Origin of the sequence: Enterococcus viikkiensis (assembly GCF_005405345.1) — a bacterium.
Taxonomy (GTDB): Bacteria; Bacillota; Bacilli; order Lactobacillales; family Enterococcaceae; genus Enterococcus_A; species Enterococcus_A viikkiensis.
The window spans coordinates 1-19310 of sequence record NZ_BJDW01000024.1 but is presented as its reverse complement, the minus strand read 5'-3'; the positions used below and the strand labels follow the sequence as shown (position 1 = coordinate 19310).

Genomic DNA, 19310 nt, shown 5'->3' with positions numbered 1-19310 from the left:
TTAATTTCGCTGGTTTTTATTTTTATTAAAAGACGAGTACTGGCGTACCGACCTCAACCATGTCAAAGAGTTTTGCCATGACATCTGGCGGAGTATTTACACAACCGTGAGAACCACGGGTCTTCCATAGCTCGCCGCCATACGCTGGCTGCCAATCAGAGTCGTGAAGTCCAACGCCGGTCCAATCAATTGGCATCCAGAAATTTACGGGACTCGCATAATCGGTACCGTCATCGTTTTTCCCTTTTAAAGTCTTATTTTTTTCTTTTGACCATACATAATCAACGCCCGGTGGGGTAGGTGATGTTGGTTTTCCACTGACGATATCTGTTTCTAAAGCCACTTTGCCGTCTTTGTAGTACCACATATGTTGGTTTTGCAAATCAACTTCAATATAAGTCTTATCTACTAGCGGTTTGTCCGCAGTTGTCGCACCAGTAACGATTGGTGAACGGGTGAAGTCTTTGCCTTCTAAAATTTGGTTCGTTAAAGCAGTCACTTCTTCTGGTGTGTTGATCGTCCAACTGTAGGTGCCAGCTGGAACAGAAACTTTTCCGCGGCGAGTGCTGTTGAACTCAGTTGAATTTGTTTTTGTATTGTATTTTTCACCTAAGCTAGCGACATAAGTAGTCACTTTTGCTTGGTCTAAAGACAAGGTTCCGTTGTCGTCGATCAACCAATCGTTGATGTCGGCTGTCGGGATTTGGAAGTTTTGCCCATTGATGCTGTAATTTGCTTTGATCTTGGCAATGGCATTCATTTTATCCATCGTCTTTTTCAGACTCTCATCATTTTTAGTGATGGTTGGTTTGCTCAAGTAATCTGTAAAATTAATAGTTTGCTTGCCGGTTTTAGCTGCTTCTTTGAAGGCTGCTACCGCTGCATCAACGTCGATCGTCGTTCCTTGTTTTTCGGGAACGATCTCAAAGCCTTCATTTGTATGGGTAACTGTTGCATTTTCTGTCGCAGTTCGAGTCGTGTTCATCTGAGTGATTTCTCCACGAACCGCTTCGCCAACAGCGTTTAATTTGTTTTCATCCAATGTGTTGCCGTCCACATCTTCTGTATCGGCAGCCGAGACAAGTTGCATTCCCCAGCTGAAAGGATTTTGTTTTTTCTGCATTTCTGTCAGACCGGTTTGATAATTATTTTGCCAGCCTAAATCTTTTCGTTGGATTTCTTTCCAGTTTTTATTATCAACTTTGATAATAAATGGAGATTCTGATAGCTCATGGGTAATTTTTTTATTAGCTTCATCTACCGTTAAGTTATCGATCTTTACGCCGTTAACAACAGTCTTAGGAAGAAACCTCTGAGCATAATATGTACTGCGAACTGCGTATCCGCCAACTAAAACTACCAATAAACCTAAGAGAACAATAACACCGACCCTCGTACGGCTGCGAGAATTTCTTTTTTCATTTCTTGTCATAGAAATAACTCCTCATTGCTTTTTCTTTATTTGGTTTTCATTAACTATCGATGCACTTCATCTATCAAAATAGTCGATTTTTTTAAATGATATACCGAATATAAATATACCACAGAATAGGTTAAATACGAGTGATATGTTTTGAAACGTTAGCAAATATTAAAAAAACCACAAAGAATAAAAATATTCTTTGTGGTTGAATATTAGATACTTTTTATTTTCCTTCTGATTCAAGATCAGCGAAAGCTTTATCCATTACTTCTTTTAATTCTTTAGCAGAAGCGTCCATACGATCTTTTTCAGCGTCTGTTAAAGGAATTTCAATAATGTTTTGAATTCCGCTGGCGTTGATAACAGCGGGCGCCCCGATATAGATGTCATTTTGTCCGTATTGTCCTTCTAAGTAAACAGACAACGGGAAGACAGCACTTTCGTCATTCAAGATCGCACGAGTGATACGAGCTAAAGCAACTGCGATACCATAGAAAGTTGCGCCTTTTTTCTCGATAATTTCGTAAGCTGCGTCACGTACACCGAAGAATAAGTTAACCAAAGCTTCTTCATCGACTTCAGGATTGTCTTTAACCCATTCGTAAATTTGTAAGCCGGCAACGTTAGCATGTGACCAAACTGGGAATTCTGAGTCCCCGTGTTCGCCTAAAATATAAGCATGGACGTTCCGTGCGTCAACGTCTACTAATTCAGCGATTGCTTGACGGAAACGAGCGGTATCTAATGAAGTACCAGAACCGATAACGCGTTCTTTAGGGAAACCTGAGAATTTCCACGTAGAGTAAGTTAAAATGTCAACTGGGTTAGCGGCTACTAAGAAGATACCATCGAAGCCTGAAGCGACAACTTGTTCTACGATGCTTTTGTTGATGCGTAAGTTTTTGCCAACTAGATCTAAACGAGTTTCGCCTGGTTTTTGTGGTGCACCGGCAGTGATGACAACAAGGTCAGCGTCGTGACAGTCTTCATAAGTGGCAGAATAAATTTTCTTAGGAGAAGTGAATGCTAATGCGTGAGATAAGTCAATAGCGTCTCCTTGTGTGCGATTACTGTCGATATCGATAATACCGATTTCTTGTGCGATATTTTGATTGACTAAAGCGAAGGCATAACTTGAACCTACTGCTCCGTCGCCGATTAACATTACTTTTTGATGGGTTTTATTAGCTGCTTTTGCAGTCATGTGTACCAATCCCTTCTTATATTTGTTTTTTCAGTGAAATCATAACATTAATTAATGAAACTTGTCACGTAACTTACTCATTAATAATACAGTTTTTCCAGCTGTTTGCAGAGTAAGCGTTTCATGTATTGATGGGTCAAGGAGCTGGTATGATTAAGTTTTTACAAAAATAACAGTATTTTGAAAACAAGTGAAAGTGTTGAAAACGGTCACTACAGTCTAGTTTGTGTTATACTGGATAAAGAAAAAAATTCGACTGGGTAGTCAGGTGACTATCCAGCCTTTTGTCATGCTTTTTCAATTTCTGGTTTAATAGGATTAGTGGGAGAGCTGTAAAAAGCTAAATTAGTTAAGAACGAGGCGGAATAAAGTGAAAATGATCGTAGGTCTGGGCAATCCCGGAAAAAAATATGAAAATACGAAGCACAATGTCGGTTTTATGGCAGTGGATCGTTTAGCAGCAGAAAATCAAGCAGTCTTCAAAAAAAATCCTTTTGAGGCGGAAGTGGCTGATTTTTTTGTGGAGGGTGAAAAAATATTATTAGTAAAGCCAATGACGTTCATGAATGAATCGGGTCGAGCCGTTGGACCGTTAATGACTTATTTCGGGATTGAACTGGACGAGTTAGTGGTCATCGCGGATGACTTGGACATGGAATTAGGAAAATTACGCTTACGGCAAAGAGGTAGCGCCGGGGGTCACAATGGATTGAAAAGTATTATTTCCCATTTAGGCACCCAAGAATTTAATCGGATCAAGATCGGGATTGGGCGGCCACAAGGAAAGACTGTGGTAAACCATGTGTTAAGTACGTTTAGTAAAGAAGAAGCGGCAACGATCGCCAACAGTGTCGCGAAGGCTAGTGAAGCGGTCGAGTATTTTATTGCTCGTAAGGATTTTTCACAAACGATGAATCAATTTAATTAGGCGTTTAAAACCGTCAGCAGAAATAAGGAGCAGAAACAGTGAACGTGATCGAATTTATCAATCAGATGCCATTAGTAAAAGAATGGCAAGCATATCTAAAGAAAAAAGCCAAGCGTCAATTATTGATTGGGCTTTCGGGTTCGGCTAAGGCCTTAATCATGGCGGCAGCTCAAAAGCAAAGCAATGAGCAAACAGTCGTGGTGGTACCGAATCTCTACTATAGTAATCAGCTAGCAGAAGAATTGAGACAGATTACCGAAGATGTCCACTTATTTCCGGTGGACGAAGTACTGTCAGCTGAAATGGCCTTTGCTTCTCCAGAGGCGCGTTCTGAACGGGTTTCTACCTTGCGGGCGCTATCACAAGGAGAGCAAGGGATTTTTGTCGTGCCAGCCGCAGCACTACGAAAATATTTACCGGCACCTAAAACATGGCAGGCCAATCAGCTCCACTGGCAAGTTGGCAGTGAAATTGATCTGGAGCATCTTGCGCAGCGCTTGGTCTTAATGGGCTACGAGCGACAAACCATGGTGGGTAAACCGGGTGAATTCAGTATGCGAGGCAGTATCGTGGATGTCTATCCGTTAACGACTGAATATCCAATTCGAATCGAGCTGTTTGACGTGGAGGTCGATTCGCTGCGGTACTTCGAAGCGGATACGCAGCGGTCGGTGGAAAACTTAGAGGAAGTCTGGATCACACCGACGACGGATCTGGTTTTTTCTGCCGAAGATTTGACCCAAGGTGCGGCTAAAGTGAATCAGCTGCTGCAAAATCGGTTAGCGGTGACGAAAGAAAAAGAAGACTACAACTTTTTGAATGATTATTTTGGTCAGTTGATCGCTTCATGGGAAGATGGTATTCCTACTGAGGATGCGAAATATTATACCGATCTTTTATATGAAGAAAAAGTTTCATTATTGGATTATTTGGATCAAGAGGCATTACTGTTTGTGGATGACTATCCACGAATGATGGAAACGTATCGAGAAATGGAACGAGAAGAAGCGGAATGGCATACACAAAAAATTGAAGAAATGCGGGTCTTTTCGGAACAAACTTTTGGGTTGAATCTTCATGAGTTGATTAAAAATACCAAGTTAACAACTAGCTTCTTTTCATTATTCCAAAAAGGAATGGGCAATCTACGCTTTGAAGCGATTCACAATTTTCAATATCGTTCGATGCAGCAGTTTTTCGGTCAAATGCCGTTGCTAAAAACGGAAGTTGATCGCTGGCAAAAACAAGGTCAAACCATTCTATTTCTTGTTTCAGACCAAGAGCGGCAAGCAAAATTAACCCAAGAATTTCATGATGTGGGCATTCAAGCGATTCAAACGACGCCAGAAAAGTTGTTGATTGGTCAAGCTCAAATCATGACTGGAAATTTAACCTCAGGCTTTGAATTGCCACAAGATAAGCTAGTGGTGGTGACGGAACGGGAGATTTTCCAAAAGGTCACGAAAAAGCGAGCCCGGCGTCAAACAATCTCGAATGCAGAGCGGCTAAAAAGCTACAATGAGTTGAAGACTGGGGATTATGTCGTCCATGCCAATCATGGGATCGGGAAATATGTCGGGATGGAAACAATCGAGATCGATGGCGTCCATCAAGATTACATGTCGATTTTATACCAAAAAGATGACAAGCTGTTTATTCCGGTTACCCAACTGAACCTGATTCAAAAATACGTTTCTTCCGAAGCGAAGCCGCCGAAGATCAATAAATTAGGTGGTAGCGAATGGACTAAGACGAAGAGCAAGGTCTCAAAAAGAATCGAAGACATCGCGGATGACTTGATTGAACTTTATGCCAAGCGAGAAGCCGAACGAGGCTATGCGTTTGGCCCTGATGATGAATACCAAAAAGAATTTGAAGATGCCTTTCCTTATAGCGAGACGGACGATCAGCTGCGGAGTACCGCGGAGATCAAGCACGATATGGAAAAAAATCAGCCGATGGATCGTTTGTTAGTCGGGGATGTGGGCTTCGGGAAGACCGAGGTCGCTTTACGTGCGGCCTTTAAAGCGATTAAAGAAAACAAACAAGTGGCCTTTTTAGTGCCAACGACAATCTTGGCTCAGCAGCATTTCGACACGATGACGGAACGTTTTGAAAATTTTCCCGTCAATGTGGCGATGTTGAGCCGTTTCCGGACGAAGAAGCAGCAAAATGAAACCATTGAACAACTGCGGACCGGTCAAGTCGATATCGTAGTGGGGACCCATCGCCTGCTGTCACAAGATTTAAAATTTTCTGATCTTGGCCTATTAGTGATTGACGAAGAGCAGCGTTTTGGGGTAAAACACAAGGAACGATTGAAACAATTACGCTCACAAGTCGATGTCCTGACTTTGACGGCAACACCCATTCCCCGGACATTGCATATGTCGATGTTAGGTGTACGGGATTTGTCAGTCATCGAGACACCACCGGAAAACCGTTACCCGATCCAAACCTATGTGATGGAAACCAATCCTGGGGCGATCAGAGAAGCGATCGAGCGAGAATTGGCTCGTGGCGGACAAGCATTTTATCTCTATAACCGCGTAGAGACGATTGAACGAAAAGTTGAAGAATTGCAAATGCTGGTCCCTGATGCCAAAATTGGTTTTGCTCATGGCCAGATGACGGAAGTACAATTGGAAAATACCTTGATGGATTTCATCGACGGTCAGTATGACATTTTAGTCACGACTACGATCATCGAAACAGGCGTTGATATTCCGAATGTGAATACTTTGTTTGTAGAAAATGCCGATTATATGGGATTATCAACCTTGTATCAATTAAGAGGACGGGTAGGTCGTAGCAATCGAATCGCTTATGCTTATTTCATGTATGAGCCGCAAAAGATTTTAAACGAAGTCAGTGAAAAACGATTGCAGGCAATTAAGGACTTTACTGAGCTTGGCTCTGGTTTTAAGATTGCGATGCGAGATTTGTCGATTCGTGGTGCGGGGAATTTATTAGGAGCCCAACAACACGGCTTTATTGATGCAGTAGGATTTGATATGTATTCACAAATGCTCTCTGAAGCGGTAGATCGCAAACAAGGGAAGAACACTCAGATCGAACGGACTTCGGTGGAAATCAATTTGGGAATCGACGCCTATATTCCGGGAACGTACATCGAAGACGAACGGCAAAAGATCGAGATTTATAAACGCATTCGCGAATTGGAAAGCACGGAGATGTTGGATGAAGTCGAGTCTGATCTGGTGGATCGTTTTGGTGATTATCCAGACGAAGTGGCGAATTTATTAAACGTGGGTCAGATTAAAATGGATGGCGATCGTGCCTTAGTCGAAAGCATCCAAAAACGGCAACAACATATCATTGTGACGTTAAGTAAAGTGGGTACCAAGGCCTATCAAGTCAAGCAGTTGTTTGAAGCCTTGAGTGCAACTAAGATGAAAGCAACGTTAGGCGTGGAAAAAGATAAAATGGTCATCAAGTTGATGATCGACAAAAAAATGGATGAGGCTGTTTGGCTGCGAGAAATTAGTTTGTTTGTCAAAGCTTTGCGGGAACAAAAGTATAAAGAGTAGGTGGTGAAGGCCTTGGCAAACAAAGAAATGAAAGTCATGATGCAGGGGGCCTTTGTTTTGACGGTGGCTTCCTTTGTCGCGAAGCTGTTAAGTGCCATCTATCGCGTACCTTATCAAAACTTGGCGGGAGATGAAGGCTTTTATGTTTATCAGCAAGTCTACCCGATTTATGGGATTGCGATGACGTTGGCTTTGTCCGGCCTGCCTCAGTTCATTTCGAAATATGTGGCAGAGCAAAAAGAACCGCGTCAACAGCGAGAGGCGTTGAATGATTTATTCCCATTGATCAGCGGATTTGGCTTGGTTTTGTGGGCATTATGCTTTTTCTCGGCACAGCCCTTTGCTCATTGGATGGGTGATGGGAAACTAGCGCCGCTGATTCAAGTTGTTTCGTTCACCTTTCTCATCATGCCCTTTCTTTCGATTACGAGAGGCGAATTTCAAGGCAAGCTGTTAATGGTTCCAACCGCCGTTTCTCAAGTCGTCGAACAGTTGATTCGTGTAGGAGTGATTCTTTTAGCGGCCTGGTCCTATAAGCATTTTGACATGGATGTTTATTATACCGGGACGATCGCGATGTCTGGGGCTTTAGTTGGAGGCGTGGCCGCCGTTTTTGTTCTCTGGTCGTATCGTCGCAAGGTTTTAGGAACGACATTTGCAAAGAAGCTTCCACGATTAAAAAAGGAGAGTTGGCAGCTAGGAAAACGTCTTTTATTGGAAGGCGGCCTAATGACTATATACAGCGGTTTGCTGATTTTATTTCAGCTGATTGATTCCTTTACCGTGAAAAAGGCGCTGGTTGATTTTGGCTTGAGTGAACATGGGGCGAAGTTAGCCAAAGGGGTCTATGATCGCGGGCAGCCGTTGGTCCAATTAGGCCTAGTGGTGGCATTGGCTTTGAGTGCCAGTTTTTTACCGCTATTGACGCGCCATTTAGTGAATCAAGACCACTCGCAATTTAGTAAAACGAGCCAGACTTTTTTGCGTTTGACTTGCGGGATTGCAGCTGCGGCCTCCGTTGGCTTGGCATTGCTGCTGCCTTACGTGAATTACGCGCTGTTTAAAGACTACCAAGGAAACGCGACATTAGTACTCTTCGTCTTCGCAATTTTTTTGGCGGCAATGGTACAAGCCTATCAAAGTATCGCTCAAAGTCAGAATCAGTATCGTTCGTCACTGCAAGCAGCCGGAGTGGGGTTGTTAGTCAAGCTAGTAACTACGGGTGGCTTGACGAAACAATTTGGGACGGTCGGTGCTAGTCTTTCGACATTACTTGGTTTAATGGTCTCTTTATCCATCTTGCATTTAGCCAGTGATCGTCTGACTCGCGGGTATAGTAGTGAACGTCATTTTATGCGCCACTTATTTATTTGCTTAGGCGGTATGGTAATGGTGATGCTGTGTTATTATGGAGGTGTCAGTTTACTATTCGGTGCAGTCACGAAACGAAGCGTGGCATTACTGGTGGCCGTTTTAGGCGTGGCCTTCGGCGGTTCAGCCTTTTTGTTTTTAGCCATGCGTTTACGGCTATTAACTATCAGAGAATGGCTGATGTTGCCCTTCGGTAGTAAACTCTTACGATTAAAATGGAAAAGGGGATAGAAGATGCGGTTAGATAAGTTTTTAAAAATTTCACGGATCATTAAACGACGTGCGGTGGCCAAAGAAGTGGCAGACAAAGGTCGAATTCAAGTGAATGGAAAATTAGCAAAATCTTCAACAGATATAAAAATTGGGGATCAATTACGTATTCAATTTGGGAATAAAGTCTTGGAAGTCGCGGTAGAGGAACTGCATGAGTCGACGAAAAAAGAAGACGCAGCTAAAATGTATCGGATAATTAGCGAAACACGTTTAGGGAATAACGATAATAACGGGAATTAGGAACAATTCAAATAGACAATTATATCTTGAATTGATATAATAGTGAAGAATTTCATGATAGATAGGAGCGCGTAGGAATGAATGAAAATGAAACGCAGAAAATCGCTTCATTGGATACGCCGTATGCGAAGGAGCAATACCGCAAATTTCAAAAGCAACATCGTCAACTCGTCTTTAAGCGTCGTCGTTTGGCTGCTTTGTTTGCTGTCGCTGCTTTTGTCTTTATCGTCATGGGCGTTCAAATCTTTAACGAACAGCGTCATTTAAGTGAGTTAATTGAAATCAAGGTCAAGACTGTTGCTGAATCCGCTAAGGTGGATCATCGGGTAGCCGGCTTGAAGAACGATGTAAAGCTGTTAAAAGATGATAACTATGTAGCGAAGCTCGCTCGTAGTCGTTACTATTATTCAAAAGATGGTGAATTAATTTTTGTTTTACCAGATCCAGCGAAAACGCCTAGCAAGGACAATACGCCTGCTGACGAAGTAGTAAAGTCCGAAACTACGAAAGAGTAGTTTTAAAATAAATGGAAAAAAATTAGGAGGAACAATTTTTTTATGTCAATCGAAGTAGGAGCTAAGCTGCAAGGAAAAGTATCAGGAATTACTAATTTCGGTGCCTTTATCGACTTGGGTGAGGGGAAAACTGGCTTAGTCCATATCAGTGAAATATCTAATGGTTTTGTCAAAGACATTCATGATGTATTGACTGTTGGCGATGAAGTAACGGTGAAAGTGACTTCTGTAGGAGATGACGGCAAAGTCGGCCTGTCTATCCGTAAAGCACAAGATCAGCCACAACAGCCAGAAAAGAAACCTTTTAAACGTGAGTTCCGCGATAATCGCGACAACAATCGTCAAAAGCCACAAGCAAAAGGAAATCCTAAAAATAGCGGCGGCAAACAAGACTTCGATTCATTGATGAGTTCCTTTTTGAAGGACAGCGATGATCGCTTGTCATCGATTAAACGAAATACTGAAGGCAAACGCGGAGGCCGAGGCGGTCGCCGCAGCTAATAGAAGGGCTGAAATTCTTTAGAGGATTTCAGCTTTTTTTAGCTATAAAGATAGTATGAAATTTTCACATGAATAAATCGCTTTGCAACAGGCATATTCATGTCCGACTTCAGGAACTAACTTTAGCGGCAATAAGCCAAACGATTTCAAAATCGTTTGGTCTTATTGCGTAAAAGCTGAGCGAGTTCGTGAAAGCCTTTCTTATGAGTAAGGAGCGTAATATGGAGCAAGTTCTTTTTCGAAAAAATCCAGAGCTACAAACAGATCAAAAGATTTTGGTTGCCGTTTCCACGGGTGTCGATTCGATGGTCTTGCTGCATTTGCTGGAGCAAGCGGGGCTGTCTGTGGGTGTAGCCCATGTGGATCATCAGTTGCGGGCAGAGTCGAAAGACGAAGCCGAATTTTTACGGGATTATTGTAAACGCCATAAGCTGCCTTTCTATTTAAACGTCTGGCAACAGCCGGCGAAAAAAAACATTGAGGCTTCGGCACGAAAAGTCCGTTATGATTTTTTTGAAGAAATCATGGAAGCAGAAAATTATTCGTTGTTGGTGACGGCCCATCATGGGGATGATCAGTTAGAGACGATGGTGATGCGTTTGGCGCAGGGAGGCTCGCTTGCAAGTCACAGCGGCATTGCACGAAAACAGATTTTTGGCACTGGCAGTTTATTACGACCGCTGCTGTCGTTTTCGAAGGCTGAGATCTATCACTATGCCGAAGAAAAGCAAATCACGTACTTTGAAGACATCACCAATCAATCGACTGATTTTTTTCGCAATCGGATGCGGCATAACGTGATACCAGAACTAAAAAAAGAAAATCCGCAAATTTTGCAGCATGTCCAGCAATTTCAACAGCAGCTGACGTGGGCAGAACCACTGATTAAACAAGCGCTAAAAGAAAATTTAAGAAATATCCGGCAAACCGATCAAGGCTGGTCTTTTTCAACTGAGACACTCCCTGATGAAAGGGGTGCTCGTTATTATTTTCTGACGAGCTTCTTCCAAGATACCGAAGGGCAGACAGGCTTGGCGGTCTCTCAACGGCAAATCTTCGGGTTGCTAGACCAAATTCAACGGCCGGTTAGTCAATGGACACTAGACCTTGGTAAGAACTGGCTGTTTGCTCGACGGTATCAGCAATTCTCTTTAGAAAAAAAGCCCACCTCCATATTAAATGAAGGAATTTTTTCTTTAGTTGAAAATCAAACACTGACCATTGGTGGCGCTGAAAAGGTGACTCTGCGGAAAAGTATGAAAAAACCAGAAATAAATGGGTACCACGTACCGCTACCGTTAGACATTGAGTTGCCGCTAACGATCCGTCGCCGTCAGCCGGGAGATCGGATGCGCTTTTCGGCGACTTTAAAAAAACGTATTAATCGTTATTTTATTGATCAAAAAATCCCTGCTGATAAACGGAACAACGCATGGGTAGTAGAAGATTCGTTAGGAGAAATCGTAGCGCTTTTACCTTTTGCTAATTCCTATTTGAGTATTGCAGTTGAAACTGATAGAATACACTACATACTTGACTATATGCATCAAGTGTCGAAATGAAAGGAGTTTAAATATGCTTGCAAAAGATATTGAAAAAATCTTAATTACAAGAGAAGATATTCAAAAACGCTGTGTCGAATTAGGTGCACAATTAACGGAAGATTATGCCACTAAAAATCCATTGGTCGTTGGTATTTTAAAAGGGGCGGTTCCTTTTATGGCTGATATCGTTCGTGAAATTGACGCACATTTGGAATTGGATTTTATGGATGTTTCCAGCTACGGCAATCAAACGGTTTCTTCCGGAGAAGTGAAGATCATCAAGGATTTAGACACAAATGTGGAAGGCCGAGATTTATTAATTGTGGAAGATATCATTGACAGTGGCCAGACCTTAGGCTATCTGGTAGATCTATTTAAGTATCGTAAAGCGAAATCAGTGAAGATTGTCACATTATTAGACAAACCAGAAGGACGTGTGGTAGATATTCACGCGGACTACATTGGTTTCGATGTTCCAAATGAATTTGTAGTAGGCTACGGGCTGGATTATGCGGAAGACTATCGTAACTTGCCATATGTAGGTGTATTGAAGCCAGAAATTTATCAATCAAATTAGTGACTGAAAAAATCTTAGTATGATATACTTAAAAGGTCAAAATTGATAAAACTTTATTAACAAGCTAACAAGCGCGAGGAGGACGCAGATGAACAAAAACAATAAGGGAGCAAAGAATGCTCTCTATTATATCCTCGTCATCTTGGCAATGGTCATGGTGGTTTATTTCCTTTTCGGAGATAACAAATCAGCTTCGCCAGATATCGAGTATTCAACCTTTACAGAACAAATGCAAGAAGGCAAAATCAAGAACTTGACGATTCAACCTGCCGGTGGTGTTTACAAAATCACTGGTGAGTATAAAGAAAAACAAGAAGTTGCGAATTCCGGTGGTTTGAGCATTATTGGTCAAACGGATTCGAAAACGACACACTTTTCAACCATTGTTTTGCCCAATGATTCTAGCTTGAGTCAAGTTACTAACTTAGCCAAAGAAAACAAAATCAAAACATCGATCGAAGAAGAATCCAGCAGCGGTATGTGGGTTACTTTATTAGTAAGCTTCTTACCAATTCTGTTAATGGTCTTTTTCTTCTATATGATCATGGGTCAACAAGGTGGCGGCGGTGGCGGCAATGGCCGAGTGATGAACTTCGGAAAATCCAAAGCCAAAGAAGCCGACAAAAAAGCCAACCGTGTCCGTTTCTCTGATGTAGCTGGTGCGGAAGAAGAAAAACAAGAATTAGTCGAAGTCGTGGAATTCTTAAAAGACCCACGTCGCTTCGTGGAATTAGGTGCCCGAATTCCTGCTGGGGTCTTGCTTGAAGGACCTCCCGGAACTGGTAAAACATTGCTAGCCAAAGCTGTAGCTGGTGAAGCAGGCGTACCATTTTATTCAATCTCAGGTTCAGATTTCGTGGAAATGTTCGTTGGGGTCGGCGCTTCTCGTGTCCGGGATCTTTTCGAAACAGCTAAGAAAAATGCACCAGCCATTATCTTCATCGATGAAATCGATGCGGTCGGTCGTCAACGTGGCGCAGGTATGGGGGGCGGTCATGATGAACGTGAACAAACCTTGAACCAATTACTGGTTGAGATGGATGGATTTGATGGGAATGAAGGCGTCATCGTCATTGCTGCAACTAACCGTTCTGACGTATTAGACCCAGCGTTACTACGTCCAGGTCGTTTTGACCGTCAGATTTTAGTTGGTCGTCCTGACGTTAAAGGTCGTGAAGCGATTCTTAAAGTACACGCCCGTAACAAACCGTTAGCAGACGATGTGGACTTGAAAGTCGTTGCGCAACAAACACCGGGCTTTGCCGGTGCCGATTTGGAAAATGTCTTGAATGAAGCGGCTTTAGTAGCTGCTCGTCGGAACAAGAAAAAAATCGACGCTTCTGACGTGGATGAAGCAGAGGATCGTGTGATCGCGGGACCTGCTAAGAAAGATCGCGTCATCAGTAAACGTGAACGTGAAATGGTGGCCTACCATGAAGCGGGTCATACAATTATCGGAATGGTCTTGAACCGTGCTCGGGTCGTTCACAAAGTGACAATTATTCCTCGTGGACGCGCTGGCGGTTACATGATTGCTTTACCAAAAGAAGATCAAATGTTGATGTCAAAAGAAGATATGTTTGAACAAATCGTTGGTCTATTAGGTGGACGGACAGCTGAAGAGATCGTCTTCAACTCACAAACTACGGGTGCCTCAAATGACTTTGAACAAGCAACTTCATTAGCTCGTAGTATGGTAACTGAATACGGAATGAGCGACAAGCTTGGTCCAGTTCAATACGAAGGCAATCATCAAGTCTTTGTTGGCCGTGATTATGGTCAAACGAAAGCTTATTCAGAACAAGTGGCCTTTGAGATCGACGAAGAAGTTCGTAGTATCTTGAAGCAAGCACATGAAAAAGCGCGTGAGATTATTGAAACCCACCGTGATCAACATAAATTGATTGCTGAAAAATTATTGGAATTTGAAACATTGGATGCCAAAGCAATCAAATCATTGTATGAAACTGGTGAAATGCCAGAAGGTAAAGACAGTCCTTATCCAAGTGAGAAAGCGCAAGCGCAAACTTTCGAAGAAGCCAAACGTGCTCTGGAAGAAAAGGATGCGGAGAAGCAAGCAGAAGATAAAGAGTCTGGACACAAAGAGTCGGACGATCAAATCGCTCCTGACGATACAAATGATAACCAAGAATAAAGCTTAACGACATGTCCCTCGGACATGTCGTTTTTTGATAGTTTAGAAGGAGGAAGAAATAGGGCAGGAAGGATTCGTCTATGTAGTTTCGAAGATTAAGTCGAATGACAGGCAATCAGCAGAGAAACCTTCAATGAGAGCTTTGCGGCAGATAATGATCCAGCTTTATTTACTTAGCCGAGAAAGTGGCCGGTTCCTTAAAATTAACTATTGGTGACGCTCAAACTGAAGCAGTTGATCCAAAAGGTTTAGAGGTAGAACGTATCTATATTCGGAATGCTTTCAAACATCAAGGCTTAGGGCGGCAGCTGTCGGATTATGCCTTTGAGTAGGCAACGTACGAAAGACGCGCGAGCATCTGGCTGGGTGCCTGGGAAGACAATCAAAATGCCTTGAAGTTTTACCGGTCTTTTGGGTTTAAACAAGTTGGTGGGCGTGATTTTTATATTGGAACCGATCGGCAGACCGATTTGCTCATGCAAAAATCTTTGCTCTAACGTGGATATATTTGATGAATCGGCGTAGAATTAAGCACAAAGGGGTTGATCTCATGAAGCGCAGTCAGAAAGTAAAAATAATGATGGACCAAATAAGCCAAGCTTATGGGGATGAGGAAGTCAAACGCTACCCTGAGGCTCAAGAATTATTATTAGAGAATGCCCAGCTATTGGAAAAAACGGAGGATTATGGACTAGTGGCGACAAAAATCTGTAAGGGTTTGGCATTATTTGCCTTAGCTCACCAACGTGATTTTCCAAAGGCGCTAGGAGAGTTGCACAATCAATTAAAAAAAGAAGCAACCAACTATGATGCGACGGCGCTGGCAAGCATTTTGTTACCTATGTGGCTTTAAGCGGCAGACGAGGGATCGTCTGCTTTTTTATTTTAGTATAAGCGGTTGAATAGTAAACTTTTTGGCAAGGGTGTACGGAGAAGTTGAAAAAAGTCGAAACACCTAGTATGATGCAATCACGAGTAAAATTGAATGACGAATTCATAAGGAATTGAGGAATAGATAAATGAGTGATTATTTAGTGAAGGCATTAGCCTATGAAGGCTTTGTCAGGGCCTACGCGGTCAATGCGACGGAGACAGTCGCCGAGGCGCAACGGCGTCATGATACTTGGAATACAGCTTCAGCGGCATTAGGTCGTACGCTGGTTGGTGGATTGATGTTAGGCGCCACCTTAAAAGGGGAGGACCGACTAACGGTGAAAATCGACGGCGATGGACCGGCTGGGGCAATCGTGGTAGATAGCAACGGTAAGGGCGAGGTCAAAGGGTATATCAAGAACCCTCATATTAGCCTGCCTTTAAATGAGATTGGAAAAATTGATGTTCGAGGTGCAGTAGGAACCGAAGGGATGTTCACGGTCATTAAAGATCTAGGACTGAAAGAGCCGTTCTCTGGTCAAACACCAATCGTTTCTGGTGAAATTGGCGAAGATTTTACGTACTATTTGGCTGTCTCAGAACAAATTCCATCAGCAGTAGGTGTATCGGTATTAGTTGACACAGACGATTCGATCAAAACCGCCGGGGGCTTTATGATTCAGATCATGCCGGGCGCTAGCGACGAGATTATCGATCAAATCGAAGCACGTTTGAAAGAAACGGCCCGTATTTCTACCCTATTAGACGAAGGGCAAACACCAGAAGAGATTTTGGAAAATCTTCTAGCGACGGATGATGTTTTCTTTTTAGAAACCATGCCGGTCCAATTTAAATGTGATTGCTCAAAAGAAAAATTCGCGTCTGCTATCATTACATTAGGGGCAGAACAGATTCAAGAACTAATTGATCAAGATCATGGAGCCGAAGCTGTCTGCGCCTTTTGCAATAATAAATACCAGTACAGTGAAGAAGATCTTTACGAATTAAAGCAAGAGATTTTGGGGGAATAAACGTGAAACCATTAAATGGCACATGGAATATCGGGAAGGTTGAGATTCCCAATCGGGTCGTTGTTGCTCCGATGGCGGGGATTACCAATGCTGCCTTCCGCGTAACGGTGAAAGAATTTGGTGCTGGTTTGGTGGTCTGTGAAATGATCAGTGACCAAGGCATCCATTTTAGAAATAAGAAAACCTTGGAGATGCTGTACATTGATGAAAGAGAGCATCCCTTAAGTGTGCAAATCTTCGGCGGCAATAAAGATTCTTTAGTTGAAGCAGCGCAATTCGTGCAAGAAAACACTGAGGCGGATATCATCGACATCAATATGGGCTGCCCAGTAAATAAAGTGATCAAGGCTGAAGCTGGTGCTAAATGGCTGCTGGATCCTAATAAAGTCTACGAAATGGTTGAGGCAGTCTCATCGGCGGTGGATATTCCCGTGACAGTGAAAATGCGGATCGGTTGGGATGATCAACATGTTTTGGCGGTGGAAAATGCATTAGCTGCTGAAAAGGCTGGGGCTTCTGCTATCGCAATGCATGGTCGGACGCGGGTCCAAATGTATGAAGGTCAAGCGAATTGGGATGTGTTGAAACAGGTTGCTGATAAATTGACGATTCCATTCATGGGTAATGGCGATGTTCGTACTCCGGAAGATGCCAAACGTATGATTGAGGAAGTCGGCGTTGATGCGGTGATGATCGGTCGAGCGGCTTTAGGCAATCCATGGATGATTCATCAGACTCAGCATTACTTGGAAACAGGAGAATTAATTCCTGAACCGACGGCTAGAGAAAAAATCGAAACAGCCAAGTTGCATTTAGAACGTTTGATTCACTTAAAAGGCGAAAAAATTGCTTGTCGTGAATTCCGCCAGCATGCTAGCTATTATTTAAAGGGCATTCCTCGGGCGGCTAAAACCAAGGTCGCAATCAATCAGACGGAAGAAAAACAAGTGATCTTAGATTTATTGGATCAGTTAGTAGAAAAGACTGAAGCGAAACAGAAAATTAGTTAAAACTCCAAGCCGAATGTGGATTCGGCTTGATTTTTTGCGAATTCATTGGCATTATAAGGAAGAGTAATTACATTTGAGGAGGAACATTCGTGACTGAGGAACAAACCAATTTAACAGAAATGAACGACCAGATGCGTGTCCGCCGCGAAAAAATGGAAAATCTTCGTGAAGAAGGTATTGATCCATTTGGCGCACGTTTTGAACGTACAGCAAATTCAAAAGAATTGCATGAAACATATGATGTGAATACAAAAGAAGAACTAGTTGAAAAACAATTAACAGCCAGTGTCGCTGGCCGAATGATGACGAAACGTGGAAAAGGGAAAGTCGGCTTCGCCCATCTGCAAGACCGCGAAGGCCAAATCCAAATCTACGTCCGTAAAGACGAAGTGGGGGAAGAACCTTACGCAATTTTCAAAAAAGGTGATCTAGGCGACTTCTTCGGTGTAACTGGGGAAATCATGAAGACTGATACCGGCGAAGTTTCTATTAAAGCCAAAGAAATCACGTTGCTTTCAAAAGCACTACGCCCATTGCCTGAAAAATATCATGGATTAACGAACGTGGAACAGCGTTATCGTCAACGGTACTTAGACTTGATCAGTAACCGAGAAAGTTTTGATCGCTTCACGAAACGCAGCCAGATCATTAGCCAAATTCGTCGCTATTTAGATGGCTTAGGCTACATTGAAGTCGAAACACCTGTTTTGCATAATGAAGCCGGTGGTGCGACTGCCCGTCCGTTTATTACGCATCATAATGCGTTAGATATGGATCTTTATTTGCGCATCGCCCTTGAATTGCATTTGAAACGGTTAATTGTCGGCGGCATGGAAAAAGTTTATGAAATCGGCCGGGTCTTCCGTAATGAAGGGATCGACACGACACATAATCCGGAATTTACCATGATGGAAGTTTATACTGCCTATCAAGATTTCCTAGATGTGATGAACTTAACGGAAGGAATCATCAGGGATGCTGCTCAAAACGTATTAGGTGAAACGACACTATCTTATGATGGACAAGCTATCGATCTAGGTGCCGAGTTTAAACGAATCCATATGGTAGATGCCATCAAAGAACAAACCGGTGTTGATTTCTGGCGAGAAATGACGATTGAAGAAGCTCGTGGATTAGCGAAAGAACACCACGTAGAAATCAATGACAATATGGAAGTTGGTCATATTATCAATGAATTCTTTGAAACGTTTGTAGAAGAAACGTTGCAACAGCCAACCTTTGTATTTGGACATCCAGTCGAAGTTTCTCCATTGGCGAAGAAAAATGCGGAAGACGGTCGTTTTACGGACCGCTTTGAATTGTTTATTGTTGGCCGTGAATTTGCCAACGCCTTTACAGAATTGAATGATCCAATCGATCAACGTCAACGTTTTGAAGCGCAAGAAAAAGAACGTGAGCAAGGAAACGATGAAGCACATGGCGTGGATGAAGATTTCTTGGAAGCGTTGGAATATGGTATGCCGCCAACGGGTGGATTAGGTATTGGGATCGACCGTCTTGTTATGTTGCTAACCGACGTTCAATCAATTCGCGATGTCTTATTATTCCCAACAATGCGTTAAAAATAAATAGATATTCCAAGACGCTCAGGTATATTGAGCGTCTTTTTTGATTGATCAAATAAATTATTAGAAAATGATGTAAGGATATCAAAGATAAATGCGATTAAATTTTTCGTGAAAAGGGACTTTTCAATCGACATTCGTGTTATTTGCGAACATTTATGTAAATATTCATAGACATTGGTAGGTAATCAAAAAAACTTTCAAAAACTTGCTATTTTTGATTGACCGAGCAAGATTATGTTGGTATATTATGTAATGTTCCAAAGCGAGTGAAGGCCGCTTAAAAAAACTTCAAAATTGTTATTGACAGATGACTGACTTTCAGTTATTCTAACAAAGTCGCATAAAGCGATGGCGACAACTTCTTCAAAAATTAATTGAAAAAAGTTGTTGACATTTGCTCAGTAACCTGTTATGATATAAAAGTTGCTGAAACAAAGCGACAAACAACGTAGACCTTTGAAAACTGAACGAATAAAACAAACCAAATGTGTAGGGCGCTTCTTTTATAGAAGCAAACAACATAGC

At 42.4% G+C, this 19310-nt stretch carries 15 protein-coding genes; 13 read left to right on the top strand and 2 right to left on the bottom strand.

The annotated features are described in order from the left end of the window. Positions 1-25: 25 nt before the first annotated feature. Together FFM67_RS10420 and FFM67_RS10415 are read right to left on the bottom strand one after the other, a co-directional pair. Positions 26-1432, bottom strand: a complete 1407-nt coding sequence (locus FFM67_RS10420) for a L,D-transpeptidase family protein (protein ID WP_137614496.1) — start codon at positions 1430-1432, stop codon at positions 26-28. 214 nt (positions 1433-1646) lie between these two features. After that, a complete protein-coding gene (locus FFM67_RS10415) occupies positions 1647-2627 on the bottom strand; it encodes an L-lactate dehydrogenase (RefSeq protein WP_137614495.1) in 981 nt (326 codons plus the stop codon). 370 nt (positions 2628-2997) lie between these two features. Between FFM67_RS10415 and pth the strand changes: the two genes are divergently transcribed. The 13 genes from pth (at position 2998) to lysS (ending at position 18779) form a co-directional block, all read left to right on the top strand. Continuing rightward, positions 2998-3555, top strand: coding sequence for an aminoacyl-tRNA hydrolase (gene pth, locus FFM67_RS10410; RefSeq protein ID WP_137614494.1), 558 nt, complete (start codon positions 2998-3000; stop codon positions 3553-3555). Positions 3556-3620: 65 nt separating this feature from the next. After that, complete coding sequence (mfd, locus tag FFM67_RS10405) at positions 3621-7106, top strand: transcription-repair coupling factor (RefSeq protein ID WP_371851591.1); 3486 nt, start codon at positions 3621-3623, stop codon at positions 7104-7106. 39 nt (positions 7107-7145) lie between these two features. Beyond that, positions 7146-8708, top strand: coding sequence for a putative polysaccharide biosynthesis protein (locus FFM67_RS10400; protein WP_137614517.1), 1563 nt, complete (start codon positions 7146-7148; stop codon positions 8706-8708). A gap of 3 nt (positions 8709-8711) precedes the next feature. Beyond that, the gene (locus FFM67_RS10395) at positions 8712-8990 is read left to right on the top strand and encodes an RNA-binding S4 domain-containing protein (RefSeq protein WP_137614492.1); all 279 of its coding nucleotides are present in this window, start codon (positions 8712-8714) and stop codon (positions 8988-8990) included. Between the two features lie 77 nt (positions 8991-9067). Then, entirely contained in the window at positions 9068-9505 is a 438-nt protein-coding gene (locus FFM67_RS10390) for an FtsB family cell division protein (RefSeq protein WP_137614491.1), read from the top strand. 42 nt (positions 9506-9547) lie between these two features. Next, complete coding sequence (locus tag FFM67_RS10385; RefSeq protein WP_071863016.1) at positions 9548-10006, top strand: S1 domain-containing RNA-binding protein; 459 nt, start codon at positions 9548-9550, stop codon at positions 10004-10006. A gap of 221 nt (positions 10007-10227) precedes the next feature. Continuing rightward, a complete protein-coding gene (gene tilS / locus FFM67_RS10380; RefSeq protein ID WP_137614490.1) occupies positions 10228-11568 on the top strand; it encodes a tRNA lysidine(34) synthetase TilS in 1341 nt (446 codons plus the stop codon). Positions 11569-11581: 13 nt separating this feature from the next. Next, positions 11582-12127, top strand: coding sequence for a hypoxanthine phosphoribosyltransferase (gene hpt / locus FFM67_RS10375; RefSeq protein ID WP_137614489.1), 546 nt, complete (start codon positions 11582-11584; stop codon positions 12125-12127). Positions 12128-12215: 88 nt separating this feature from the next. Further along, a complete protein-coding gene (gene ftsH, locus FFM67_RS10370) occupies positions 12216-14282 on the top strand; it encodes an ATP-dependent zinc metalloprotease FtsH (protein ID WP_137614488.1) in 2067 nt (688 codons plus the stop codon). 550 nt (positions 14283-14832) lie between these two features. Then, the gene (locus FFM67_RS10360) at positions 14833-15135 is read left to right on the top strand and encodes a bacteriocin immunity protein (RefSeq protein WP_137614487.1); all 303 of its coding nucleotides are present in this window, start codon (positions 14833-14835) and stop codon (positions 15133-15135) included. 166 nt (positions 15136-15301) lie between these two features. Further along, positions 15302-16186 (top strand): Hsp33 family molecular chaperone HslO, encoded by an 885-nt coding sequence (hslO, locus tag FFM67_RS10355; RefSeq protein WP_137614486.1) that lies wholly within the window; start codon positions 15302-15304, stop codon positions 16184-16186. A 2-nt stretch (positions 16187-16188) separates the two neighbouring features. Continuing rightward, complete coding sequence (dusB, locus tag FFM67_RS10350) at positions 16189-17196, top strand: tRNA dihydrouridine synthase DusB (protein WP_137614485.1); 1008 nt, start codon at positions 16189-16191, stop codon at positions 17194-17196. A 119-nt stretch (positions 17197-17315) separates the two neighbouring features. After that, positions 17316-18779 (top strand): lysine--tRNA ligase, encoded by a 1464-nt coding sequence (lysS, locus tag FFM67_RS10345; RefSeq protein ID WP_137614516.1) that lies wholly within the window; start codon positions 17316-17318, stop codon positions 18777-18779. Positions 18780-19310: the final 531 nt, after the last annotated feature.